General features: G+C 43.9%; 23 protein-coding genes and 1 other RNA gene. 12 read left to right on the forward strand and 12 right to left on the reverse strand.

The features are described 5' to 3' along the window. Nucleotides 1-210 precede the first annotated feature (210 nt). From B3Q46_RS05665 to B3Q46_RS05680, 4 genes are all read left to right on the forward strand, one after another. Complete coding sequence (locus B3Q46_RS05665; protein ID WP_005234316.1) at nucleotides 211-1,059, forward strand: class II glutamine amidotransferase; 849 nt, start codon at nucleotides 211-213, stop codon at nucleotides 1,057-1,059. A 295-nt stretch (nucleotides 1,060-1,354) separates the two neighbouring features. After that, a complete protein-coding gene (locus tag B3Q46_RS05670; RefSeq protein WP_004783243.1) occupies nucleotides 1,355-1,810 on the forward strand; it encodes a bacteriohemerythrin in 456 nt (151 codons plus the stop codon). 178 nt (nucleotides 1,811-1,988) lie between these two features. Then, nucleotides 1,989-3,068 (forward strand): hypothetical protein, encoded by a 1,080-nt coding sequence (locus tag B3Q46_RS05675; protein ID WP_004783241.1) that lies wholly within the window; start codon nucleotides 1,989-1,991, stop codon nucleotides 3,066-3,068. Continuing rightward, nucleotides 3,068-3,397, forward strand: coding sequence for an RnfH family protein (locus B3Q46_RS05680; RefSeq protein ID WP_004783240.1), 330 nt, complete (start codon nucleotides 3,068-3,070; stop codon nucleotides 3,395-3,397). The genes B3Q46_RS05675 and B3Q46_RS05680 overlap by 1 nt, the downstream gene beginning before the upstream one ends. Before the next feature lie 103 nt (nucleotides 3,398-3,500). Here the strand turns inward: B3Q46_RS05680 and B3Q46_RS05685 are convergent, their stop codons facing one another. Then, nucleotides 3,501-3,899, reverse strand: a complete 399-nt coding sequence (locus B3Q46_RS05685) for an outer membrane protein assembly factor BamE (protein WP_004783238.1) — start codon at nucleotides 3,897-3,899, stop codon at nucleotides 3,501-3,503. A gap of 112 nt (nucleotides 3,900-4,011) precedes the next feature. On the opposite strand from B3Q46_RS05685, the gene fur reads away from it, so the two are divergent. Then, nucleotides 4,012-4,449, forward strand: coding sequence for a ferric iron uptake transcriptional regulator (fur, locus tag B3Q46_RS05690; protein WP_005234317.1), 438 nt, complete (start codon nucleotides 4,012-4,014; stop codon nucleotides 4,447-4,449). A gap of 67 nt (nucleotides 4,450-4,516) precedes the next feature. On the opposite strand, the gene B3Q46_RS05695 is transcribed toward fur, so the two are convergent. Together B3Q46_RS05695 and B3Q46_RS05700 are read right to left on the reverse strand one after the other, a co-directional pair. After that, nucleotides 4,517-5,638: a PilT/PilU family type 4a pilus ATPase gene (locus B3Q46_RS05695; RefSeq protein ID WP_005234318.1), complete on the reverse strand. Its 1,122-nt coding sequence runs from the start codon at nucleotides 5,636-5,638 to the stop codon at nucleotides 4,517-4,519. A gap of 27 nt (nucleotides 5,639-5,665) precedes the next feature. After that, nucleotides 5,666-6,703, reverse strand: a complete 1,038-nt coding sequence (locus B3Q46_RS05700; protein WP_004783232.1) for a type IV pilus twitching motility protein PilT — start codon at nucleotides 6,701-6,703, stop codon at nucleotides 5,666-5,668. A gap of 123 nt (nucleotides 6,704-6,826) precedes the next feature. Between B3Q46_RS05700 and B3Q46_RS05705 the strand changes: the two genes are divergently transcribed. Continuing rightward, nucleotides 6,827-7,516, forward strand: a complete 690-nt coding sequence (locus B3Q46_RS05705) for a YggS family pyridoxal phosphate-dependent enzyme (protein ID WP_005234319.1) — start codon at nucleotides 6,827-6,829, stop codon at nucleotides 7,514-7,516. Nucleotides 7,517-7,547: 31 nt separating this feature from the next. Here the strand turns inward: B3Q46_RS05705 and B3Q46_RS05710 are convergent, their stop codons facing one another. From B3Q46_RS05710 to B3Q46_RS05720, 3 genes are read right to left on the reverse strand one after another with little or no spacing between them, the layout of a single operon-like run. After that, nucleotides 7,548-8,654 carry an acyltransferase family protein gene (locus tag B3Q46_RS05710; protein WP_005234320.1) on the reverse strand — a complete coding sequence of 369 codons (1,107 nt, stop codon included), beginning with the start codon at nucleotides 8,652-8,654 and terminating at the stop codon, nucleotides 7,548-7,550. A gap of 3 nt (nucleotides 8,655-8,657) precedes the next feature. After that, nucleotides 8,658-12,269: an AAA family ATPase gene (locus tag B3Q46_RS05715; protein WP_005234321.1), complete on the reverse strand. Its 3,612-nt coding sequence runs from the start codon at nucleotides 12,267-12,269 to the stop codon at nucleotides 8,658-8,660. Between the two features lie 8 nt (nucleotides 12,270-12,277). Further along, the gene (locus tag B3Q46_RS05720) at nucleotides 12,278-13,531 is read right to left on the reverse strand and encodes an exonuclease SbcCD subunit D (protein ID WP_005234322.1); all 1,254 of its coding nucleotides are present in this window, start codon (nucleotides 13,529-13,531) and stop codon (nucleotides 12,278-12,280) included. 627 nt (nucleotides 13,532-14,158) lie between these two features. Between B3Q46_RS05720 and B3Q46_RS05725 the strand changes: the two genes are divergently transcribed. Together B3Q46_RS05725 and B3Q46_RS05730 are read left to right on the forward strand one after the other, a co-directional pair. Next, on the forward strand, nucleotides 14,159-14,605 hold the full coding sequence (locus B3Q46_RS05725) for an ABZJ_00895 family protein (RefSeq protein ID WP_005234325.1): 447 nt from the start codon (nucleotides 14,159-14,161) through the stop codon (nucleotides 14,603-14,605). A gap of 120 nt (nucleotides 14,606-14,725) precedes the next feature. Then, nucleotides 14,726-15,631 carry a TIGR01777 family oxidoreductase gene (locus B3Q46_RS05730; protein WP_005234327.1) on the forward strand — a complete coding sequence of 302 codons (906 nt, stop codon included), beginning with the start codon at nucleotides 14,726-14,728 and terminating at the stop codon, nucleotides 15,629-15,631. On the opposite strand, the gene thiO is transcribed toward B3Q46_RS05730, so the two are convergent. Both thiO and hemB read right to left on the reverse strand, forming a co-directional pair. Next, a complete protein-coding gene (gene thiO / locus B3Q46_RS05735) occupies nucleotides 15,620-16,741 on the reverse strand; it encodes a glycine oxidase ThiO (protein ID WP_005234328.1) in 1,122 nt (373 codons plus the stop codon). The genes B3Q46_RS05730 and thiO overlap by 12 nt on opposite strands. 20 nt (nucleotides 16,742-16,761) lie before the next feature. Then, complete coding sequence (gene hemB / locus B3Q46_RS05740; protein WP_005234330.1) at nucleotides 16,762-17,775, reverse strand: porphobilinogen synthase; 1,014 nt, start codon at nucleotides 17,773-17,775, stop codon at nucleotides 16,762-16,764. A gap of 105 nt (nucleotides 17,776-17,880) precedes the next feature. Here hemB and B3Q46_RS05745 point away from each other — a divergent pair, with 105 nt between their 5' ends. The 3 genes from B3Q46_RS05745 (at nucleotide 17,881) to B3Q46_RS05755 (ending at nucleotide 21,323) form a co-directional block, all read left to right on the forward strand. After that, nucleotides 17,881-18,378, forward strand: a complete 498-nt coding sequence (locus B3Q46_RS05745) for a thioesterase family protein (protein ID WP_004783220.1) — start codon at nucleotides 17,881-17,883, stop codon at nucleotides 18,376-18,378. Nucleotides 18,379-18,644: 266 nt separating this feature from the next. Next, nucleotides 18,645-19,790, forward strand: coding sequence for an HlyD family efflux transporter periplasmic adaptor subunit (locus tag B3Q46_RS05750; RefSeq protein ID WP_004783219.1), 1,146 nt, complete (start codon nucleotides 18,645-18,647; stop codon nucleotides 19,788-19,790). Nucleotides 19,791-19,796: 6 nt separating this feature from the next. Continuing rightward, a complete protein-coding gene (locus B3Q46_RS05755; RefSeq protein WP_004783218.1) occupies nucleotides 19,797-21,323 on the forward strand; it encodes a DHA2 family efflux MFS transporter permease subunit in 1,527 nt (508 codons plus the stop codon). Nucleotides 21,324-21,372: 49 nt separating this feature from the next. Here the strand turns inward: B3Q46_RS05755 and glpK are convergent, their stop codons facing one another. After that, nucleotides 21,373-22,857, reverse strand: a complete 1,485-nt coding sequence (gene glpK, locus B3Q46_RS05760) for a glycerol kinase GlpK (protein WP_004783217.1) — start codon at nucleotides 22,855-22,857, stop codon at nucleotides 21,373-21,375. Between the two features lie 130 nt (nucleotides 22,858-22,987). Between glpK and ssrA the strand changes: the two genes are divergently transcribed. Then, nucleotides 22,988-23,347, forward strand: a transfer-messenger RNA (tmRNA) gene (gene ssrA, locus B3Q46_RS05765). Between the two features lie 417 nt (nucleotides 23,348-23,764). Here the strand turns inward: ssrA and B3Q46_RS05770 are convergent. The 3 genes from B3Q46_RS05770 to B3Q46_RS05780 are packed head-to-tail and all read right to left on the reverse strand — an operon-like array spanning nucleotide 23,765 to nucleotide 25,713. Beyond that, on the reverse strand, nucleotides 23,765-24,412 hold the full coding sequence (locus tag B3Q46_RS05770; RefSeq protein WP_175966911.1) for a CoA transferase subunit B: 648 nt from the start codon (nucleotides 24,410-24,412) through the stop codon (nucleotides 23,765-23,767). A gap of 2 nt (nucleotides 24,413-24,414) precedes the next feature. Then, on the reverse strand, nucleotides 24,415-25,116 hold the full coding sequence (locus tag B3Q46_RS05775; RefSeq protein ID WP_175966913.1) for a CoA transferase subunit A: 702 nt from the start codon (nucleotides 25,114-25,116) through the stop codon (nucleotides 24,415-24,417). A gap of 21 nt (nucleotides 25,117-25,137) precedes the next feature. Further along, nucleotides 25,138-25,713 carry a VOC family protein gene (locus tag B3Q46_RS05780; RefSeq protein ID WP_175966915.1) on the reverse strand — a complete coding sequence of 192 codons (576 nt, stop codon included), beginning with the start codon at nucleotides 25,711-25,713 and terminating at the stop codon, nucleotides 25,138-25,140. Nucleotides 25,714-25,728: the final 15 nt, after the last annotated feature.

Genomic DNA, 25,728 nt, shown 5'->3' on the forward strand with positions numbered 1-25,728 from the left:
ATTTCATCGAACTCAGGTTATTAAAGTTAAATTTAAGGTATTCATTTTTAAGTTGAGCTTTGAAGCTTAAACTTCTTTTGCTAAATTAAATATAAAAAAAATAGTTTATTAGCATTTTTAGCGCATAGCATTGCAATGATCGAGATTTGAAAAGGCTCAGCCTGTGATGCACAATAACCTTAAGAATACTCTGTGACCTGAATGAAGATTATGTGCCAGCTACTGGGAATGAATTGTGCGACACCAACAGATATTACCTTTTCATTTCGAGGTTTTTCTCAGCGGGCGGGGATTACCTCAGATCATTCTGATGGTTTTGGGATTGCTTTCTTTGAAGATAAGGCTTGCCGATTATTCGTTGATAATCAGTCTGCTGTTGAGTCACCGATTGCAGAACTGGTGCGTAATTATCCGATCAAATCCCGTAATGTGATTGCACATATCCGTAAGGCGACACAGGGCAAAATTAATCTTGAAAATTCGCATCCGTTTAGCCGTGAATTATGGGGACGAGAATGGATCTTTGCCCATAATGGTGATTTAAAAGATTTTTTACCTGAGCTTTCGGGCCGTTTTACGCCAGTTGGGAATACTGACAGTGAGCGCGCTTTCTGTTATTTGCTGGATCAACTGGTGAAACGGTTTGGTTATGATGAACCGAAGCTGGATCAGGTCTTTGATTTGCTGGCTGATATTTCTCCATCCATTGCAGAGCATGGCACTTTTAATTTCTGTCTGTCCAATGGTCAGGCATTATTTACCTATGCAACGACTAAACTGCATTGGCTGGTGCGTGAATATCCATTTAAGCCCGCCCAACTCATTGATATCGAAGTTGAAGTGGATTTTAGTCAGGTCACCACGCCTGAAGATCGGGTCGCTGTGATTACTACGGAACCGCTAACGCAGAATGAAGAATGGACAGCATTTCAAGAAGGTGAAATGATTTTGTTCAGAGATGGAGCCAAATATCGTTCTCAATTGACACATGTCGCCCGTCTGGAAAGAGAGCGTCTGGATCCTTCGCTAAAACGGGTGACTAAAGCAGATTTATATTAAGTCTGGTTAAAATCCGATATTAAAAAACAGGACATCGCTCCTGTTTTTTTTGAATTTGATATTTATTTTATAGTGAAATCATTAAAATAAATAAACCATGAAATATAAAATCGATTAAAAAATACTTTATTCTTGTGGTCGGGTTTAAAATATAATTGATTGGATAAACAAGGATTTACATTAATTAAATAGAAAATAAGCTGAAAACCAACTGATTTACTTCATTTTTATTTAAATTAATTAGATATATGATCTTTTTCAAGCGATAAATCATTAATATCAATAGGTGGTCGTAATGAAAATGAAATGGGTTCCAGATTATAATACTGGCATCGATGTGATTGACGATCAGCACAAACGAATTCTCGATTATATCAATGAGATTGATGGAATTGATGCCAATACCGATCGTGCTCGTATTAAACAGATTCTAGAAAATATTATTGATTATACCCAGTCGCATTTTACCTTTGAAGAATCACTTCAGGAAGAAGCGGGTTATAAATATCGTGTGCCACATAAACGTGTGCATGACCTATTTATTAAAAAGATTGAATCTTATCGTGACCGTTTTGAATTGGGCCAATCTATTGAAGCGGAATTACATGAAGTATTATCTAAATGGCTGATCAATCATATTCAGCACGATGATGCGGATTATGTCGGTGCAGTAAAAGAAAATATGATGGGAATTATTAAAGATAAGGAAAAGAAAAAGGGTAAAAACTGGTTTGCCCGTTTCTTCTCATAACTCGATTCTTCTTAAAATAAAGACAAATCGGGAAAATAAAAAATAAAGCTTAATAACAAAAATAAAGCTTAATAATAAATTTGCGCAGCAAATCACGGGCATGGTGGTTTGCTTTTTTGTTTTTGATTTTCATCGCCTCACAAGGCAAAATAGCGCTAGATTTTTATAGGAATACATCATGCAGGACAATGCTATGTCAAAATGGTTATCGCCTCTGATGGCTTTCTGTTTATCCTTCCTTATCATTGCGACACTCGCACCGATAACAGGTATTCAGATTGACCGTCAGCTTGATTTCTGGATGTTGTGGTTAGCGACCATGCTAATACTGGCTCTTCCAGTCTGTTATCTGGAAATTGCTCTGGCGAAACGCTCAAAAACCACTGCACTACAGGCATTGTCGAGCCTTACTCGTGAAGCTGATAGTTCTCAGCGCTGGCGGATCGTCGGCTGGCTGGCAGTTGTATTTATTCCATTCCTTGCGGGTGCAATGCTCAATTATGCTTCTAATGTGATTGCAGTTGCCAATCTCGATGTTCAGCAGCCAGTGATTTTTGCGGTGCTGGCAATTGCTGCATTTGTATTGTCGCTGATACCACGTTTAATTCTGGTTGGGATCACTGCGATCGGCGTACTTGCATCCTTGATTATGGCGAATGTGATGGGAACTGAATTACCGGCTTGGCAGGTAACACCCTTCCAATTCGTAGAGTGGGGCAATGCCACTGTATTGGCTTTGGTAGCAAGTGGTCTGGGTATGGGGCTGTATTGGCAATCAAGCTTGGCTGTCGTAAAACAGCAGGATGTTGCGACTAAAACAGCCGTACCGATTTGGGTGGCGCAGCTATTAGCGATCATCGCCTTTGGTTTCTTTGCAGTGAAAGCTGAAATCCCTGCATTTGCTTTAATCGCAGCCATTGTCGCAGCCACTGCTTTGCTTATACAAATGGCACGTGAGCAATTACAGCAACGTCAAATAAATATCATTATTCAGTGGGCGATTGTGATTGCTGCCATCTTGGTCTGGTTAATTCCAAATGTTGCTCCAATTTTCAATAATCTGCTGATTCTTTGGGGACTGGTGATCTGTCTGATTTATGCCTTGTTTGCTGGCTGGATCATGAAAATCAGTCATTTGCGTAAATCGATGAACTTCAGTTCAGAAGCGGTGTATAACATCTGGCGTATCGCAGTACGTATTGTCTTGCCAGTTGCAATTATTTTGGCCATTGTTGCTGTACTAGGACAATTTTTCTGATGACTGAGGCAATGATCTGGGTGACCTATGCTACCTTGGAACAACAGTTTCATATTGCCGTACCTTTCCAGCCCGACATGACCGCATTGGATGCAATTGAGCAAAGCGGAATCCGTGCACATGTAGAATTGCCTGAACCTCTGAGTCTGGGTATTTTTGGCGTTAAGCTACAGGATCACACCCAGCCATTGGCAGTAGGGGATCGGGTAGAGATTTATCGTGCTTTAACCATTAATCCCAAGGATATTCGCCGTAAACGCGCTGAAAAGAATCCGGTGGGCCGTTATGCCAAAGGTAACCGTTTCAAGCAAAATAAACGTTCCGATTAGTGGAATGTGGCTTTATTGAACAGATGGTCTGATTATTTGATAAATCAATCTATTTAATTAAAAAAACCCCTGATCATACAGGGGTTTTTTTATGCAAAACCGATTATAGTGGTGGAGCATTTAAGATCGCTTCTTTGGAACCTGGTAGACCTGGCTGAGATTCTGGAATGGTTTCCAGACCTTCAATACGTTCTACGATACCAGACTGATTAAAGTAAATTTTTAGATGCTGGCCTTGGGCTGCTGGGATCTTGGCTTTTTTAGCATAGGTTCCTGGGGTATAGTTGTAGATGTAGTCCCAGCGTAGCGGATTGAGCGGATCAGATACTGTTGGACTACCGAGCAGGAAACGCACCTGTTGGTGGCTCATTCCTACCTGAATTTTAGAGGCTTGTGCTTGAGTTAAAGGTGTTCCTTGAGGAATATCAACTTTGTACACACCTAATGTCGAACAGCCGACAAGCAATGAAGTGACGAATAACGTCAGCATGATTTTTTGCATTTTGCTACACTATCCCAAATTAATTATGATGCATTTGATCCAAGGATAGATCATACTGCATCTAAACTTTGTTGCCTATTCCAACTTTGATTTTGTTGAGAGACCTTTTTACATGCCTATTTCAAACCAAGATTTACGAAAAGCTGGACTGAAAGTTACCCTTCCACGAATTAAAATATTAGAACTATTAGAAAACTCTAGACAGCATCACCTTAGCGCTGAAGACATTTATAAGACTTTACTCGAACAAGGGGAAGATGTGGGTCTTGCAACTGTGTATCGTGTGTTAACACAATTTGAGGCAGCAGGGATTATCGAGCGTCATAATTTTGAAAATAATCACTCAGTTTTTGAAATTATGCAAGAAGATCATCACGATCACTTGGTTTGTCAAAATTGCAACAAAGTCGTTGAATTTACAAATGATGTTATTGAACATGAACAGCACGAAGTTGCGAAGAAATTTGGTTTTGCATTGACTGGTCATTCACTTAATCTTTACGGTTATTGTGACGCGCCTGAATGTCAGGAAGCTTACCGTAAGAAATAATTCAGTTTTTGGCTGAAATAAAAACAGGCTTTATTAAAAGCCTGTTTTTTTTATGCTTGGAAAATGATCAGGTTTGACCATCAAAAGTAATATTGGAATGCGCACGTAATAAATGCTCTCCACCTTCTTCTGACAGTTTGATTTGCAGACGCAGGTCGTTTGGTGAGTCAGCATGTTTTAGTGCATCTTTATAGCTAATCTGCTTGGCCTTATACAGGTCATATAATGCCTGGTCGAAGGTTTGCATGCCCAGTTCACGTGAACGTTTCATCAGATCCTTGATCTCATGCACATCACCTTTACGGATCAGATCCGCAATCAATGGCGAATTGATCAGGATTTCAATCGCTGCACGGCGGCCATTACCATCAATGGTAGGAATCAATTGCTGTGCCACAATGGCTTTCATGTTGAGGGACAGATCCATAAACAGCTGGCTGTGACGGTCGACTTCGAAGAAGTGAATGATACGGTCGATGGCCTGGTTAGCGTTGTTGGCGTGCAGGGTCGCAAAAACCAGGTGACCGGTTTCCGCAAAGGCAATCGCATAGTCCATGGTTTCGCGAGAACGAATCTCACCAATCAGAATCACATCTGGTGCCTGACGTAAGGTATTTTTCAATGCCACTTCAAAGGAGTCAGTATCAATGCCGACTTCGCGCTGGGTGATGATACAGCCCTTATGCTGGTGCACAAATTCGATCGGGTCTTCAATGGTAATGATATGACCTTTGGAATTTTCATTACGGTAGCCAATCAAAGAGGCGAGGGAAGTAGATTTACCCGTACCGGTTGCACCTACAAAAATAATGATTCCGCGTTTGGTCATCGCCAGTTCTTTTAGAATAGGCGGTAACTTCAGCTCATCCATAGTCGGAATGACGGTTTCAATACGGCGCAGCACCATGCCTGGCTGATCACGTTGCTGAAAAGCACTAACACGGAAACGTGCCGATTTGTCGGGGTTGCTGATGGCGAAGTTACACTCACGTGTGTCAGCAAATTCCTTGCGCTGCTTCTCGGTCATGATTGAGTTAAGTAGCTGCCCCACAGCCGCGCCCGGCAATTTTACCGAGCCAATCGGTACAATCTGACCGTTAATCTTGATAGAGGGTTCAACATCGGCTGTAATGAACAGATCCGAGGCCTTTTTCTCTACCATATAGTTGAGTAAGCCGTTAAAGTCCATGATAAAACCCCAAAAAATTAATTATTTTTATAAGAATGATTCAGGCTGTTTTGCTGCAGTACGGGCAACTTGCGGACTGATAATACCTTTCGATACCAGCGTTTTCAGACTTTGATCCAGCGTGGTCATGCCATAGTTAGCACCGGTTTGAATCGCAGAGTACATCTGTGCCACTTTGTTTTCACGGATCAGGTTACGGATGGCTGGAATACCGATCATGATTTCATGTGCAGCCACACGACCACCTCCATTTTTCTTCAACAGGGTTTGTGAAATAACGGCTTGCAGCGATTCAGACAACATGGCACGGACCATGTCTTTTTCTTCAGCAGGGAACACGTCAATCACACGGTCAATGGTTTTTGCCGCTGAGGTGGTATGCAGGGTACCGAAGACCAAGTGACCGGTTTCCGCAGCAGTCAATGCCAGACGGATGGTTTCAAGGTCACGCATCTCACCGACCAGAATAATATCCGGGTCTTCACGTAATGCAGAACGTAATGCTTCATTAAATCCATGCGTGTCACGATGCACTTCACGCTGGTTGATCAGACATTTTTTTGATTGGTGTACAAATTCGATTGGATCTTCGACTGTCAGGATATGGTCATAGCGATTGTCATTGATATAGTCCAGCATCGCTGCAAGCGTCGTTGATTTACCCGAACCGGTTGGTCCTGTCACCAGTACAATACCACGTGGATATTCACAGATATCTTTAAAGATCTGGCCCATACCTAGATCTTCAATGGTCAGTACTTTAGATGGAATAGTACGGAATACTGCGCCTGCACCGCGGTTCTGGTTAAATGCGTTCACACGGAAACGGGCCACGCCTGGAACTTCAAATGAGAAGTCAGTTTCCAGATTTTCTTCATAATCACGGCGTTGCTTGTCGTTCATGATGTCGTACACCAGTTTGTGTACTTCTTTATGTTCCAGTGCAGGCAGGTTGATGCGGCGTACTTCCCCGTCCACACGAATCATAGGTGGCAAGCCTGCTGATAAGTGTAAATCCGACGCACCATTTTTAGCAGAAAAGGCTAACAGTTCTGTAATATCCATAAGGTCCCCGAGTTCATTAAAATGTTATTTATTTTGCTAGAATAATAAGGCTTTCCCACAGCTTAACCAACACTTAGTTGATGAGCAAGGGAAAAAAATCCGCACGAAATGAGAACCCCATCAATGAATATGCTGCAACAGTCACGAAATCAGGTTTTAGCTCAGATCCAGTCCGCCTGCGCTCTGGCCGGGCGTGAGCCGGATTCGGTGCAACTTCTGGCCGTCTCCAAAACCCAGCCTAGTCCTGTGCTGGCAGAAATGTATCAGGCTGGTCAGCGTGCCTTTGGTGAAAACTATTTACAGGAAGCCCTAGAAAAAATCACGGCACTCAAAGACCTGGATATTGAGTGGCATTTTATCGGTCATGTGCAGCGCAACAAAACCAAACATCTGGCAGAAAATTTTGCCTGGGTGCATGGGGTAGATCGCCTGATTATTGCTGAACGTTTATCTAATCAGCGTAGTGATTCTCAAGCTGCGCTTAATATCTGCCTGCAAGTCAATATTGATGGGCAGGATACTAAGGACGGTTGTCAGCCTGAGGAAGTAGCAAAACTGGTGACACAGGTCAGTCAATTACCGAATTTGCGCTTACGTGGTTTGATGGTGATTCCTGCGCCAGATAATACCCAAGCCTTTGCGGATGCCAAAGCCTTGTTCGAAGAGGTCAAAAGCCAACATGCAAAACCTGAAGACTGGGATACTTTAAGTATGGGGATGTCTGCCGACATGACTGAGGCGATTGCAGCAGGTTCTACCATGGTACGTGTGGGAACTGCCTTGTTTGGCGCACGTCCTAAAAAAGCGGACTGATGTGTACTAACAATTGAGTTTTGGGAAAGCGTTATTGCAGAGTAGTTGATAACGCTTTTTTTCTTTGGGGTTCCAGCCATTGGGCCATAAGCCAGGCAAAGAAAATTAAGCTGCACATGCTCATAAATAAGGATAAAACGGCACCCTCAAGACCATGATCAAGCGTTGCAGGAAAGCAGCCTAGAATAAAAAGCAGTAAAGGGAAATGAGTGACATAAAGTGTATAGGAGAAATTTGCAGACTGAGGCCAAACTGGTTGATATTGGCTTTGTTGATGTTGCAGCTGCACAATCCAGCAGACAAAGGCGAGTCCCATACACAGGTTAAACGGCACAAAATAATTTACACGATATAAGTCAGCCTGTTCAATGACATGAAACTGGTAAGCATCCGCACAGGCAATCATAAACGCCAAGCCAAACAGTACTAATTTAACGAGTTGTAGTCGATTCAAAAAACGCAGCTGAATCTGCCGGAATGAACTGGCAAAGGCAACTAGCCAGAGCAGAAAATAAAACAGAAACTGAAAGTTCAGTATGGAAAGCCCTAGAAGCAAGATAAAAAAGCCAATTTTAGCAATTGCAGAATCTTTTAAAAAAGGCAGAAATCCGGCCAGCACATAAAACCAGACTTCAAAGCTTAGGCTCCAGAGCGGTGCATTGGCAGATACCGTCGGTGTAATAAAGCCATTGAGAAAGAATAAAGAACCCAGAAAATCCCGAGTATCAATGTTATAGGCAGTCCGGATCATCATGCCAAAACTGTTCTGGAACTCATGGCTATGTGAAGCAAAAAATGTAGGTGCTATTGCATATAGAATTAGACTGAAAGCGGATGCAAACAGAAAGGGCGGTAAAATGCGGCGATAACGCTGCCGTATATACTGCCGCAGATTAAAATTTTCATGTTTTTGGATGTTGTTCTGAATCGAAGTCCCGATTAAAAAGCCACTGAGCACAAAAAAGATCATCACAGCAGCCTGGCCTAATAGACGTACCCAGGAATATAGGCTCAGATCAAAAGGTGCGGTAAAAGCCTGAAAACTATGACTGAATAGCACCACAATGGCACTGATACCCCGTAAGCTCTCAAGTTGTAAGCTGAAATAGGGCGAGAGCTTGTCCGAGGTAGAGTTCATGCTTTAACCTATAATTTGAATAGTACTGGCACCGGCACCGACCGGTTTCACCTGAATCTGGACCGGAATCCGTTCATGCATCTCCTGCACATGTGAAATCAGCACTACTTTACGCCCCTGACTTTGTAAATGATCTAAAGCATTCATGACCATATGTAAGGAAGCCGGGTCTAAAGTACCAAAACCTTCATCAATAAATAGCGATTCCAGCTTCATAGAGCCGGAAGCCATATTGGCAATCGCTAAGGCCAGAGCCAGAGAGACCAGGAAAGTTTCACCGCCAGAGAGTGACAGGACAGGACGTACTTCACTGTTCATATCCAGATCGATAATCGCCAGACTTAAACTGTCTGGAATCCGGTACAGCTGATAACGCGGCGCCAGGGGCTGTAATTGCTGATTGGCATATTCGACCAGAATATCTAGATGATGTTCCTGCGCGATTTTCTGGAATTTGGTGCCTTCCTTATGGCCGATCAGGTCATAGATCCGGCCCCAACGATATTCTTCAGCTTTGACCTGTTCAATCTGATGCTGGTAGCGTTGTAAGGTCGATTGGTTATTGGTATGTATTCTTAATTTGGTAGCAACCTCATTACAGGCATTTTCCTGTTCAGCTTTTTCCTGTGCCAGACTACTTAAGCGCAGTTCAACTTCTTCAAAGCTAAGTTCAGGCTTGGACTTCAAATGATGCTGATATTGTTCTTCCAGAATGTCCCAAGCCGTTTTGGCATTTTCAACCGCCTGATATTGTGCCTGTAATTGCTGGCGAATTTGCTGATGCTGTTGCAAGTCAATATCCAAGCAATGCTGGATATGCTCGGCATCAAATTCAGGATGTGTATTTTGCCAGTCTTGAATAGATTGCTGGCATTGCCTAATCTGCTGTTCTAGTTGCTGAATCTGGGTGATGAAACTCTGTTTTTTCAGTTCAGCTTGTTGCAAATGCTGATCATGCTGCTGGGTCATCAGACTCTGTGCCCGTAGCTGTTCATCCAACGCCTGTTGTTGTTGCTCCAGATGGTCACGCCATTCCTGTGCTTTAGGATAAATCTGTCCGGCATGTGTGAGGGTCAGATGGTTGAGCTGTTCACGTAGTGCTTTGCCCATATTCAGCGCCGTATTCATCTTTTGCTGTAACTGAGCATCATATTGTTGATGCAGGCTGAGCAGATCACGTGCCTTTTCAATCTGCTGATTTAAGCTTTGGATGTGAGTCTCTAGGGTTTTGAATTCCTGAGACTGTTTCTGACGTTGTTGCAGTTGTTGAGATAACTGCTGACAGCTTGATGAGGCATCAGTAATCCAGGATTTCTGCAAGGACTCAGGCAGTAGATGAAGAACTGGCTGAATCATTTGTTCTAGCTGTAAATGCTGCTGCATGCTAAAACGTAACTGATCTAACTGTTGCTGTTGCTGACGCCATTTTTTCCAGTCACTTTGCTGATTTTGCAGGGTCTGTGCTAGCTGCTGTTGCTCTTGTTGAAGTTGAAGCACATGCTGGCCAAGCTGTTGCTGCAAATGATCTGTACTCTGGCTTAAATCCAACAGCAAATCAAATTGCTGAAGATCCTGATTCAACTGAACCTTCTGCTGTTGTAGTGTCGTACTAAGCTGACTGCTGCGTTGCTGATGTTGCTCAATTAAGGTTTGCAGTTGAGATTGCTGGATTTGTGCTTGCTGCCATGTCTGAGTCAGTTGCTGTAGTTTTTTCTGAGCTTCCTGAAGCTGCTGATCATGTAGTTGTTGCAAAGCATTTTCTAGCAGTTTCTGATGCTGTACAAAAGGATGCTCATGACTGCCACAGACCATACAAGGCTCATTTGGTTTCAGCTGTGCACGTAATTCCTGCACACTTTGTGCCTGTAATAAACGTTGCTGAGCCAGTACTTGTTGCAATTGTTCGAAGGCCTGTTCTGCTTCCTGACGTTGTTGCTGCAATTGAACCCACTCGGTTTCTAGTTGTTTTAAACGATCATGATAGCTTTCTAACTCGCGATTCAATTGCAGGCTTTCAGTTTCTAAGAGAGCCATTTGCTGTACGGTTCGCATCAAAGCTTCAAGCTTCGAATGCTGGGTACTGAGTTGCTGTTGTTGGGTCTGGAACTGTTGGATTTGCTGTTCAAGCTGATCCAGATGAGTATAGCGCTGAGTGAATTCCTGCAAGCTGGCAGATAAAGCCTGTTGCTGCTGTTCCAGTTCAGTGCGGCTGGATTGGAAAAGTGCTGAGTGCTGCCGCATGAATTTCTGATGCAGTTCCTGATAATCCTGCAAGCGTTGTAAGGTTGCTTGTGGCTCGTCATCAAAAACCGCTAAGAAGCTCTGTTGTTCCAGTTGCTTTTGAATCTGATGGTACTGAGTCTGAACCTGTTGTGAACGTTGCTCAGTCTGCACCAGCTGATTCTGAACAGGCTGAATCTGCTGGGTTCTATAGGTCTGCTGTTCGGCTAAAAGCTGCTTATACTGCTCGCCAATCGATAGCATTTCATGATCCAGTTTGAGTCCCTGATCCAGATAAGGTTTGATCTTCTGAAACTCTTGTTGCTGCTGTTGTTGCTGTTGCTGAATATGCTGCAATTTGCGCTGCTCACTATCACGCTGCTGCTGAACGGACGTGAATTCGGCAACAAAGTTTTGCTGCTCAGTCAGTAAATGGCTACGCTGTTTCTGAAACTGCTGTTGCTGGACAAACTGTTCCCGGATCTGCTGAAACTGATCCAGTTGATCTAATAACTGTTTTTGCGGTGTCATTTTCTGTTCAGCATCCAGCTGAACCGTATAGATTTCTTTTTTGGCCTGAATTTCAGTATAGAGATAATGCTGCTGGCGATGCCATTTCAGGTCATTTTCCAGTACTTTTTCGCTCTGGTTTAGATGCTCAACCACCTGTTTTAAAGTCGTGTGTTGCTGCTGTAGGGCAGCAATATCTTCTTCAGATAATAGTTCCAGATGACCGATTAATTTTTCCAGATCAGCGCGTTTTTGCTTCACCTCACTGTGTTTTTCAAAGGCCTTCTGGCTGACCAGACTGAAAATCTGAGAATTGGTCAGATACTCCAACAGATCGGCACGTTCATTATCTTTGGCTTTCAGAAAAGCGCCAACTTCGGACTGCGCCAATAAAACTGCACGAGTAAATTGCTCAAAACTCAAGCCAACCAGTTTTTCAATCAGCGGCGTGCATTCAGAAATCTTCTGGTTTAGAACCCGTTGATCATCCAGACAGGTAATAGCACGATCGACCTTTAAATTACCATCCACTTTCTGCCGGGCACGACGAATTTCCCAGCGTGCCGTATAGCGTTTCTGGTCTAGGGCAATAAATTCAAGCTCGGCAAAACCCTGTACGCAGCCACGGCGCAGAATATTTTTGGAGTCCTTGATCGAGACATCCTGGCCACCTGCATCTTTCAGGCTACCTGTGGCGCCTTTTAAACGTGGAATTTCGTTATACAAGGCCAGGCACATGGCATCAAGCAGGGTGGATTTACCAGCACCGGTTTTTCCGGTAATTGCAATCAGGCCAGCATGTGCCAGTGGATTCGATTCAAAATCAATATGATGCGTACCAGCGAGAGAAGCGAGGTTATTTAGGCTCAGACGGATAATTTTCATGGCTGATCCTAAGCTTGTTGTTTTTGTGCAAGTTCATGTTGGGCTTCGACCAGTAACTGCTGAAAATCTTGCTGCACTGAATGATCCTGGCTATAGCCCATTTTTTCCCAGATATTGAAAAACAGTGATTCAGGCGTTGGAGGTACCAAGTCAATTTTAGAGCTATCAGCCTGATCTTCTGCCTGACGTTGATAAATCCGGCTGATGCGTAACAGACGATAACGATTTGGCGGCAGTGCCTGTTCAATCTGCTGACGTAAATCTACTGATGGCGGTGCATCAGTAGTGTATTCAATTTCCAGAAAATGTCGTGCTGCCAGATGCTCAATTTCCCCAGTCGGCAGTGCTTTTACTTTGCTGAGCAGATTTTCCAGATTTTCCCGAATTCTAAATAGCTCGACATTACGAGGAACTTTTAGTGCTTCAAACTGAAAACGCTGTTCAGCATTTTGTTCAGGATCGATTCTGACTTCAACAACCTGATGCGAATAGTTGATCTCACTAAAGGATAGGGGAATCGGGGAGCCACTATAGCGAATATGCGGCTGACCGACTTTCTGCGGTTTATGCAGATGTCCCAGAGCGACATAGTCAATGACTTCATCAAATAGCGCCGTTGAGAGAGCCTCTTCATTGCCGACGATAATTGGACGTTCGGAATCGGAAGTTTCACCGCCTTGCATATGTGCATGTGACATAAGAATCAGTGCCTGATGTGGCTGCTTACGTGCTTTGGCTTCGGCAATCAACTGTTGGTGCAGATAGCTGATGGCATTCTGGCTATTATGGGTATGTTCATTAATACCGGTAATTTCGGCGCTACGTAAATAAGGCAGGGTTAGGCACCAGGCAATAATCTCTTGCTGCTGGTCATAAATTGGAACCAGCAAACGATCCAGATCAAGAGCATTGTCCGCAGTCCGGCCGACAATACCCACCGCTTTGGCATTGAATTTGGTCAATAAAGGCTGAACCTGCTCAATCCGGTAACCTGAATCATGGTTGCCGGCAATCATCAGGGTTTGCATATGCGGTGCCAGTTCATGGGCATCGGCAAGGAATTGATAAAGCTGTCTTTGGGCACTGGAAGCGGGATTGATGACATCAAAAATATCACCGGCAATCAGTAGAGCATGTGGCTGTTTTTCCTTGATTTGTTCAAGGAGCCAATTCAGGAATTGCGCATGTTCAAATTCACGGTCATGGTTATGGAAAAACTGTCCCAAATGCCAATCAGAAGTATGTAGAAAATGAACTGCCATGTATACCCACCTTTATTTTTGCCTTCCTACTATAGAAAAAAGCCCAGCTAAAAATCTACTTGAAAAAAATATTTTGATCTATTTCATTGCTGCCCGTCATTAAAACTATTTTCAGCGTAGTTTTGAATATAAGAATAATACTTGTGAAATCAATAAAATATGATGTTTATATATAAAGTGTTGAATACAGCGTTTTTATTTTAAATCTTACTTCAGGCAATTTCATAACATCTGAATAGCAGAACCAATATTTTTATAAAAATTGCTAAAAACAGATTTGAAAAACTACAGGCAATCATTATTTTATGCTGCATAAGAAGCTAATAAAGATTGGCAGGCGAATTGTTAAAAACAGTTCGTCCAAAAAATAAAAACCGACGATTCGAGTGATGATGAAATCGTCGGTCAAAGATTTGTGTATAGTGAAAATTTTGGCTGCTATTCAAAATTTTCTAAAACACTGGACTTATTGCTTTAGCAAAGAGAACGAAAATTTGTGGATGCCAGTCCAAATTTCCGAACCTTGTACCCTATATAACGTCAGCATCTCGCTTTAGGTTGACAATAAAATGAAAAAAAAATTAATTTTTTTTATACTAGTTGATTAATTGTCCTTGAGTCCTGCTAATGGTGCCTCTAACTCGCTATTTTCTCTGGTTTTTCTTCCTATGTTTTATTTTTACCTGCATTTGCGGGGTTGTGGCGGCGTTAATGCCGACTGGCATGGGTGCAGTATTAACCATTGTGCCTTATCTGGTGGCGATGATCTGGGTACTGTTTAATTTTTTAAAAAAGGAACAACGGGCGCCAACCCAAGCAGAACGTAAAAAATTCACCTTAGGATTCAGTCTGATTTACTGGGGCTATAATCTGGTATTTTTAATTCTAGGGATTGCTATTGCGACGCGTTCCAATCCGAATGCCTGGCAGGACTTTTTACTATATCTGCAACAGCCCCAATTTATGAGTATTGTCGTGATCATGTTCCTGCTCATCGCGATTCCGCTTTATCTGCTGACCTACTGGTTTTATGGCAAACAGGCACAGCGTATGGCAGCAAAAATGTTTGGCTAGGATTTCCTGCTCTTTATATCAAAATTGTTGAGATTAAATTCAAAATGCTAAATCAGGCTGATAGAAAATTAGAAGTGACGTATAATTTGAGCAATACAATAATAATGGCTCAGAATAACCATGTATAAACCTGTAGTCCTCATGACAGGCGCCAGCGGTTTTATTGGCAGCCATCTGGTGAAATTTTTACTGGCTCGTGATTATGCGGTAATCGGCCTGACCCGGCAGAAAAAATTGCGAGAAGAGCATCCTGATTTTCACTGGATTAATGATCTGGAAGAATTGAAAAATCATCAGATTGACTATGTGATTAATCTGGCTGGTGAAAGTATCGGGCAGGGTCGCTGGACAGCCGCACGCAAAAAGAAATTGCTGGACAGTCGGTTAAATACCACCAAGCAGTTATATGACTATCTAGAAAAAAATCAGATCAAACCCAAACGTATTATTTCGACTTCAGCGATCGGCTACTACGGAATCGATCCGCAAGAACGCTGGGATACGGTGTGTACTGAACAAAGTCCGCCACAATCCATTTTTATGTCAGAACTGTGTGAGAAATGGGAAAAACTGGCCTTGTCTTATACAGGGCAGGACACCAAAATTGTTCGCTTTGCTGTAGTGTTTGGCCAAGGTGGCGGGATTCTTCCGCAGATGTTATTGCCAATTAAGCTGAATATGTTTGGCCGAATTGGCCACGGGCGTCAGCCGGTGACCTGGGTACATTTACAGGATGTCATGCGGGCGATCGAATTCCTGATGCAGCAGTCGACCCAGCAACAGGTATTTAATGTGGTGGCACCTGAAAAAGTCAGTCAGGCGCAGTTTGCCCGGATCGCAGCACAGGTGCTGAAACGAAAACCTTTATTACCATTACCAGCATGTAGTATGAAAATGATGTTGGGTGAACAGTCACAACTGATTCTGAATGGTCAATATGTTCAGCCCAAAGCTTTGCAGGAAGCTGGATTTGAATTTAGCTATCCAACACTGAAAGAAGCCTTGATTGAAATTTTAAACCGTTAAAGAGTGCGGCTGTAAGCGCTGTATCGGACTATAATGCTGTGGATCTACGATGGTCGGTTGCTCCAGGATTAACTGAGACAGCAGTTTTCCAGAAGCAGCACCCATACATAAGCCATTACGGAACTGGCCAAAATTGGTCCAGAGATTGCTCAGATGCGGAATCTTACCGATATAGGGAATGCCATCTGGTGAACTTGGGCGTAGACCAGCCCACTGTTTCACAATCGGAAAATCAGCCAGTTCCGGCACCATTTCCAAGCAAGCAGTTAAAATATCCTGACGGATTTCAGCAGAAGGCGAGGTATCAAAACCGACCTGACGCATGCTGGAACCACACAGCACATGCCCATCACGACGTGGAATCAGGTACATGACCTTGTTCATGCACATGGTTGACAACCAGTTTTCTGGTGTTTTAAAGAGCAACATCTGGCCTTGAACCGGATGAACTGGAATGTCCAGACCGAGCTGTTCAGACCAGCGTGCAGACCATGCACCGGTGGCAATGACGAACTGATCTGCTTTAAAGCTCAGGCCATTTTTAGTGGAAACACTGTGTACATGATCTTGCTGGATATTTAGCTGAGTAATATTGCAATGCTCTTGCCAAGTGACACGCGGATGCTGTTTAAGGTAAGCAATAATGGACTGTAACAGTCGCGGATTGCGGATATTGGAAAGTTCTGGAAAATAGATCGCCTGTTTAAATTTCGGATCTACTTTGGAATTGATTTGCTGGATTTGAGGCTGATTCAGATATTCGGCATGTTGCTGTGGATCCTGATATTGCTCGGCATAGCGCAGTCCGATTTCAAAATCCGTTTCATCAAAAATCAGCATACCGGTTTCATGGATCTGGAAATCAATCCCGGTAATCGGTTGCAGTTTCTGGTTCCAGGCTTGATACAGCGGTTTGGCATAGCGGGCAAGAGCATTAACAGCATCGGGATAACGCCAGGGATACATTGGGGAGAGGATACCGCCTCCGGCCCAAGAGGCTGCCTGTCCAGCCGCTTGCTGATCAAAAATCGTAATAGAACATCCCTGTTCAAGCAATTCCAGAGCTGACATCAAGCCAGTGATGCCTGCTCCGATAATGGCGATATGCATTGCGCCAAGGTCCTTCTATTTTATTTCATGTCTTTCAGTTTGAGCGCCGCTTCTTCCGCGAAGTAAGTCCAGATACCATCTGCACCGGCACGACGGCAGCACATCAGGGATTCAAGAATCACGCTATCAGATAACCAGCCATTCTGAATCGCAGCAGCCAGCATGGCATATTCACCACTAACCTGATAAATAAAGGTAGGTACACCGAAGGTATCTTTGACTTCACGAACCACATCCAGATACGGCATGCCCGGTTTAACAATCACCATATCTGCACCTTCCTGGATATCCAGTGCAATTTCATGCAGTGCTTCGGCACGGTTACCGAAATCCATTTGGTAATTGTATTTATTGCCGCCTTTTAGGTTGCTAGCCGAACCGACAGCATCACGGAATGGACCGTAGAAGCTAGACGCATATTTGGCTGAATAAGCCATAATAGAGGTATAGATATGGCCATTCTTTTCAAAGGCCTGACGAATTGCACCGATGCGGCCATCCATCATGTCACTTGGCGCGACAATATCAGCTCCGGCTTCTGCATGGCTTAAAGTCTGCTTGATCAGCGCTTCAACCGTTTCATCATTCAGGACATAACCGGTTTCATCAATGATACCGTCCTGGCCATGCGTGGTATAAGGGTCTAGCGCGCCGTCGGTAATCAGTACCATTTCCGGTAATTCTTTTTTCAGCAGACGAACGGTCTTCTGTACCAGACCATCTTCATGCCAAGCGGCTTCTGCAGTCAGGCTTTTATCTTCTTGGGGTGTAACCGGGAACAGCGCCAGCTTATTGACACCTAGTTCGAGCAAACGTTCTGATTTTTTTAACAACAAGTCAGCAGACAGGCGCTGCACATTTGGCATACTTGGAATGTCTTGGGTCTGGTTTTGTCCCGGAAGCACAAATACTGGATAAATCAAGTGATCAGCACTGAGATGGGTTTCACGTACCATAGAACGTAAATGCTCATTTTTACGAATACGACGCATGCGAGTTGCAGGAAACGCGGGACGATTGAACGTATAGGTCATAAAAATCTCAGTAATCAGTATTAAACTAGGCCTCTATTGTAACCCTATCTGAATTTTTTGGGCATAAATTAGCGGTTTTTTATTGTTGTAGCTTCGGGCAGACTTATGACTAAGACAGAAAGAAATTGGACAGGTAATATACATTTAGGTGCAAAAGTGGATATTGAAGTGGTCTTAAACCAGTTGGTACACGCTTTTAATACCTCTCCTTTTTTTAAGCATAATGGCATGACCATGCGGGTGGTCGATGGTCAGATCGAAGCATATGTTGAAATGCAGGATTTCATGATTGGAAATGTGGCATTTCAGATTCTGCATGGTGGTCTTGCAGCGACCATACTCGACAGTATTGGCGGAATTGTGGCGATGGGTGAGCTGTACAAGAAAGCTGAACCGGAAACTATTGCCGATACGATTAAAAAGGTATCACGTCTGGCGACGGTAGACATGCGCGTGGATTATCTGGCACCCGGTCGTGGTAAATATTTTATTGCCCGTGCAGAAACCTTACGTTTGGGGCGTAAGAGCTGCACCATGCGCATGACCATGGTCAACGATGATGACAAGCCGATTGCCACAGCGATTGCTTCATATGCCTATTAATTAAGTTTATCTCCTCGATCCTGGCTCATTCTGGGCCCGAACTAAGCTCTTATTCCTGGAATAGGGGCTTAGTTTTTTAAACTTCCGAGTAATATTTTTTTGCATATTTTCTAATTTTTATTATTAGAATGCATGAAAATTAAATTAATACGGCTTTCTCATTTTACCCATTGATCAATAAACGGGATATGAATCTATTATACATTCATGTCAGTGCTGGTCAGTGTGGCTGCGTGACCAAGTCTGTTGGATTTAGGAAAAAATCAATGACAGATGTACAAGACACCCTGCCAGAAAACGCATCTGATGCAACTTCGAATCAAGCTTTAAAAAATAAACGTAAAAAGGCCCTGAGTATCGTTGCTATCTTTATAGTGATTGCACTGGTGCTGTTTCTGATTTGGAAATTCTTTCTGAACAATTCAGTCAGTACTGAAAATGCCTATGTGGGTGCTGAAACGGCTTCTATTACGTCTATGGTGAGTGGTCAGGTCGCTGAAGTATTGGTTCATGATACCCAAGCGGTCAAACAGGGCGATATCCTTGCCAGAATTGATGACCGTGATGCCAAAATTGCAGTGGCTCAGGCACGTGCAGAACTGACCAAAGCCAAACGCCAGTACAAACAGACTGCGGCCAATAGCGGGGCTTTAAGCTCACAGATTGGGGTCAGTGATGATGCAATTCGCAGTGCTGAAGCTCAGCTGGCTCAGGCTCAGGCAGCCTTACATAAAGCACAAGATGAATATACGCGTCGTGAAAAACTCAGTGCGAGCGGTGCAGTGTCTAAAGAAGAACTCAGTACCGCACAATCTGCATTGGATACTGCCAAAGCAGGCGTAGCTTCTGCTGAAGCGGGTCTGGCACAAGCAAGATCCAGTCAGAAAGCCGCACAAAGCAATTTAGCGGCGAATGAAGCCTTGATTCAAGGTGCGAATGAAAACTCAACGCCTGATGTATTAGTCGCTGAAGCCAAACTGAAACAGGCCGAGCTGGATCTAGAACGTACTGTCATTAAAGCACCTTTTGATGGAGTGGTTTCACGCCGTTCAATTCAGGTGGGTCAACGTGTGGCGCCAGGTACAATGCTGATGATGGTGGTACCAGTAGATCAGCTTTATGTTGATGCCAATTTCAAAGAAAGCCAACTAGAAAACGTCCGCGTGGGGCAGAAAGCCGAACTGACGTCTGATCTGTATGGTAAATCGGTGAAGTATCACGGCACTGTGGTGGGTTTCTCTGGCGGTACAGGTTCAGCCTTTGCTCTGATTCCGGCTCAGAACGCGACGGGTAACTGGATCAAAGTGGTACAGCGTTTGCCAGTCCGTATTCAGCTGGATCCGAAAGAACTGGCCGAGCATCCACTACGTGTGGGTCTGTCGATGGAAGTTGAAATCCATTTTAAGAAGTAATTCCCGATGAATAAATATGTTCCATATGGGAATCTGACCGGCGGCAAGCTGATGCTGGCGGCCTTTGTGCTGGCATTGGCCAATTTCATGGTCGTGCTGGACATGACCATTGCCAATGTCTCGGTGCCGCATATTACCGGTAGTCTGGCAGTGTCCAGCTCGCAAGGCACCTGGGTCATTACGTCTTATGCAGTTGCAGAAGCGATCTGTGTACCTTTGACGGGATGGCTGGCGGGCCGCTTTGGTAGTGTTCGACTCTTTGGTGTCTGCTTGCTCGGCTTTACCATTTTTTCAATTCTGTGCGGGATTTCAACCAGTCTGGAAATGCTGGTATTTTGCCGGATCGGGCAGGGGCTGTTTGGCGGCCCGATTATGCCGCTCAGCCAGACTTTATTGCTACGCATCTTCCCACCTGAAAAACAATCCCAAGCGATGGGTATGTGGGCGATGACGACCGTTGTTGGACCAATTCTAGGCCCAATTCTTGGCGGTACGATTAGTGATAACTTGTCCTGGCACTGGATTTTCTTTATCAATATTCCAGTGGGTCTATTCTGTGGTCTGGCTGCATTGAAGCTATTAAAGCCAGCGGAAACTGAAACCAATGCTTTGAAGATTGATAAAGGTGGTTTGTTCTTATTGATACTTTGGATTGGTGCGCTGCAATTAATGTTAGATCTCGGTCATGAACATGACTGGTTTAGCAGCTCCTTTATCGGCACATTGGCAGTGATTGCTGTGGTCGGTTTAATCATCTTTACCATTTGGGAGCTGACCGAACGGCATCCGATTGTAGATATCCGGATCTTCCGATATCGCGGATTTACCTTTGCTGTGCTGTCATTAGCCTTTGCCTTCGGTGCCTTCTTTTCCAGTATTGTACTGATTCCACAGTGGGTGCAAATTAATCTCGGTTATACGGCCACTTGGGCAGGTTATTTAACCGCGACCATGGGTTTTGGTAGCCTATTGATGTCACCGATTGTGGCGAAGATGGCGACCAAATATGATCAACGTATTCTGGCCAGTTTTGGTTTGACCTTGCTTGCCGTGGTCACCTTAATGCGAGCTTTCTGGACTACGGATGCGGATTTTATGGCATTGGCCTGGCCACAGATTCTGCAAGGTTTTGCGGTGCCATTCTTCTTCATTCCACTCTCCAATATGGCATTGGCCTCAGTCCAGCCTCAGGAAATGGCATCAGCAGCAGGTTTGATGAACTTCCTGCGGACTATGGCTGGAGCGATCGGAGCTTCAATTGCAGTCACGATCTGGGATGATCATAGTAAAGTGGCACGCAGTGAGCTGGTCGGTAAACTGAATGTCGAGGAAACCCAGAATACCTTGATGGCTCAGGGCATGAGTTCGGATAGTGCCTTGGGTTATATTTCAAGTCTGGTGGATAAAGAAGCATTAACCCTGTCAGCTAATCACCTGTTTTTAATACTGGCGATGGTCTTTGTTTTTGCTGCCTTAATCATCTGGTTGGCACCACGACCAAAAGCGGGCGTGGGTGGAATGCCATCACATTAATATTTTCCAAAATAAAAAACCGCTAACTATTTAGCGGTTTTTTTCGATCTTATAAATCTGATTTGGCCCGTTTTAAGGCATTTTGCCATTTGGCCAAATGGGCTTCACGTTCATCGGACTGCATTTTCGGTTCAAAGGCGCGATCTAGCTGCCAGGATTGAGAAATTTCATTTAAATTAGAAAATACCCCTGACTTTAAACCTGCCATCGCTGCTGCACCCCAAGCGGTGGATTCCAGCATTTTCGGACGCAAGACAGGCACATTCAGCAGGTCAGCCTGGAACTGCATCAGCATATCATTACAACTGGCACCGCCATCGACACGTAGTTCTTTTAACGGATGGGCAATATCCGATTGCATGGCTGTCAATACATCAGAGACCTGAAAGGCAATCGATTCCAGTGTAGCTCGGGCAATATGAGCTTTATTGGTTCCACGCGACATGCCACACAGCAGGGCACGCGCTTCACTATCCCAATGCGGTGCACCCAGTCCGGTAAAAGCAGGAACTAAGACCACGCCGTCGGTATCTTTAACTTTACAGGCTAACTTCTCTATATCACTGCTCTTTTGAATGATGCCAAGCCCATCACGTAGCCATTGCACCACAGCACCGGCCATAAAAACGCTACCTTCCAGGGCATAACTGGTCTGTTCCTGTGCCTGCCAGGCGAGGGTAGAAAGTAATTTGTTCTGGCTGAGCTGAATATCATGACCGGTATTGAACAGCATAAAACAGCCGGTGCCATAGGTATTTTTTGCCATACCGGGTTCGAAGCAAGACTGGCCAAATAAGGCAGATTGCTGATCACCCAGAATACCGGTAATGGGAATCGTAGCCCCTAATAAACCCGGTGCCGTATCTGCAATATGACAATCAGAACTGATGATTCGTGGCAGAACTGAAGCGGGGATATTAAACAGGTCGAGTAGTTCGTCATCCCAGCGTTGAGTTTGCAGATTCATCAACATGGTGCGGGAAGCATTACTCGCTTCAATAATATGCTCAGCACCTTGAGTCAGGTTCCAGATCAGCCAGCTATCAATGGTGCCAAAAGCCACATGACCTTGCTCTGCGAGTGTACGTAAGCCATCAATATTTTCTAATAACCAGACCAGTTTCCCTGCACTAAAATAGGGATCAATCCGTAATCCGGTTTTTCGTTGTACCTGATCCATCTGGCCTTGCTGAATGAGCAAATTACACCAGTCTGTTGCACGACGATCCTGCCAGATAATCGCTGGCGCAAGAGGTTTGCCATTACGACGATCCCATACCACAGTCGTTTCACGCTGGTTGGTCAGGCCAATCGCTTTAATGTCTTTCGCCAGAATCCGGGCAGTAGCTAATGCCTGTTGAACTACTGCAATCTGCGAGCTCCAGATTTCCTGTGCATCCTGTTCGACCCAACCGGAGTGTGGGGTCTGGATATGGGTTTCGCGTTGAGCTGTTGCCTGAATCTGTCCGTGTTCATTAAAGATGATTGCACGGCTAGACGTCGTTCCCTGATCGAGTGCCAATAAATAGCTCATAATTTTTTTAAATGTTGACTTGAATTATGAAATATTAGCGTAATTATGTAATCAGGCGCATTCAAAAGTGTATTTGTGTAGAAAATGCATCATATTTTTTGCCAGTTATGCTATGATGAGCTTGTACTTTGGGGATGTTCTTGGCTTCGACGCCGATGATGAAACTCATAGATGCATGCCGAGAGCGCATTTTCTCTCGTAAATAAAATTTGCATTTAAATAGTCGCAAACGACGAAACTTACGCTCTAGCAGCCTAAGGGCTGCTTGTCCGCATCTCTGAATACTTGTGGTTAGAGATCCCGACTGAAGCGAACGCACACAAGTCCGTATAGAGTCAAGCCTCGGGGCTTTATACCAAATTTAGAGGATCGCACCTTGAACCCTGTTCGTCGGGTCTCTTGGTGTTAAAACAATAGACGATATCTAAGCATGTAGTATTCTCGAGCGTAGTGTTGGCGGACGCGGGTTCAACTCCCGCCATCTCCACCAAAATACTTAATAAAAAAGCCACTTATATAAGTGGCTTTTTTATTAAGTATTTTTTCTACTAATTAAAATTTTATTATCATTATTATCTTTAGTGATCAATTTAAATATAAATTAGTGTGAAAGTAGTTCTGAATCTTAAATTTTATAAGTTTTACTGAGCTTAATAAAAAAATAATAAACCGAAAAAAAATAGTTTTTCTGCAAACTTATTTGAATAGAAATAAAGATAATTTTATTTGATCCAATAAGGTGAATTACATTCATAAAATTTTATTGGGCTTTTAAAAATTATATGGCAAGAACATGAATATTATAGAAAAATATTCTTTACCTTCAATGTAATTACGATGCTAAAGGAATATTTCATAAGAATAATCAAAGCAGCTTTCGCTGCTTTGATTATTCAGTAGAAGCAGATCAGGCAGCCTCAAGTCTATCCGTAATCAGCTCAACTCCTGTCGCAGCTTTGATCTGTTCCAGTGTGACATCTTGAGCGAGTTCTACCAGAACCACTCCGCGTGAAGTAATATCCATCACACCGAGATCGGTAATGATTCGATTGACGACACCTTTACCGGTCAACGGCAAGGTACACTGAGGAACGATTTTCGGTGAACCGTCTTTCGCTGTATGTTCCATCAGCACTACAATTTTCTGCACACCGGCTACCAGATCCATGGCACCGCCCATACCTTTGACTTTCTTGCCTGGAATCATCCAGTTTGCCAGATCACCCTTTTCGGAAACTTCCATTGCCCCCAGAATCGCAATATTGACATGTCCACCGCGAATCATGGCAAAGGAATCCGCACTGGAAAAGAAGGCAGCACCTTTACGGGCAGTCACTGTCTGTTTACCTGCATTAATTAGATCTGCATCAACGGTTTCTACAGTTGGAAATTCATCAATACCCAGCAAGCCATTTTCAGACTGGAGCCAGACATTGATATTTTCTGGAATATAATTGGCAACCACTGTTGGCAAGCCAATACCGAGATTGACATAGAAACCATCTTCCAGCTCCTGTGCCGCACGCTGAGCCATTTCATTTCGAGTCCAAGCCATGATTATGCTCCTGCCTTTAAGGTCATCTGTTCAATGCGTTTTTCTGGTGAAGCATTAACGACAATGCGATTCACATAGATTCCAGGCAGATGGATATCATCGGGATCAAGTTCACCAATCTCTACGATTTGTTCAACTTCAGCCACAGTGATTTTCCCGGCCATGGCACATTCGGGATTGAAATTACGTGCAGTTTTACGGAAGACCAGGTTGCCGGCCTTATCTGCTTTATAGGCTTTGACCAGTGCCACATCTGCGGTTAATGACTTTTCCAGGATAAATTCTTTACCCTCAAATTCACGGACTTCTTTGCCTTCAGCAACCAATGTGCCGACACCGGTTTGGGTGTAGAAAGCGGGAATTCCAGCACCACCCGCACGCAGTTTTTCTGCCAGTGTTCCTTGGGGCGTGAGCTCTACTTCCAGCTCGCCATTTAAATATTGACGTTCAAATTCCTTATTTTCACCGACATAAGAAGAAATCATTTTTTTGATCTGCTTGGTCTGCAGCAATTTGCCCAAACCAAAATTATCCACACCTGCATTATTGGAAATACAGGTGAGACCAGTGACACCAGTATTTTTTAAAGCTTCAATAAGTGCTTCAGGAATACCACATAAACCGAAACCACCAACGGCGAGCGTTTGATAATCTGCAACGATATCCTCCAAAGCTTCCTGAGCATTGGCAACGACTTTATTCATCAGAGATCCTTTTCCTAAAATTCAAGCGTCCATCTTGGCTTCGCGAGCGCTATGGTCTAATTCATCTGCATGCAGGAAGTGGGTATGCGATGGTGCGCGTTTGGTTGTGCTCCATTGTTCCAGCATGTCATACTTCATTTCTTCGGTAATCATGGCAATTTTCTGAGGTGCTTTTTCATCATCATAAGCCAGTTCCAGACGGTGGCCATTTGGATCAAAGAAGTAAATTGAATGGAAAATGCCGTGATTGGTAATGCCCAGTACATCTACGCCATTGGCTTCCAGATGCTCTTTAGCTTGAACCAGTGCCTGACGATCTTTCACTTTTAAGGCGATATGCTGCACCCATTTTGGGGTATTTTCATCGCGGCCCATTTCCGGTTGGGTGGGCAGTTCAAAGAAGGCCAATACATTGCCATTGCCTGCATCTAAAAACAGGTGCATATACGGGTCGAAAGCTTTGGTAGACGGGACATGATCCTCAGCAAAAGCCAGAATAAAGTCCATGTTCAGATTCTTTTTATACCATTCCACGGTTTCTTTGGCATCTTTACAGCGGTAGGCGACATGGTGAATTTTTTCGATTTGAATAGTCATGTTTATATCCTTATA

Source organism: Acinetobacter sp. UBA2581, from assembly GCF_002339435.1.
GTDB lineage: Bacteria > Pseudomonadota > Gammaproteobacteria > Pseudomonadales > Moraxellaceae > Acinetobacter > Acinetobacter variabilis.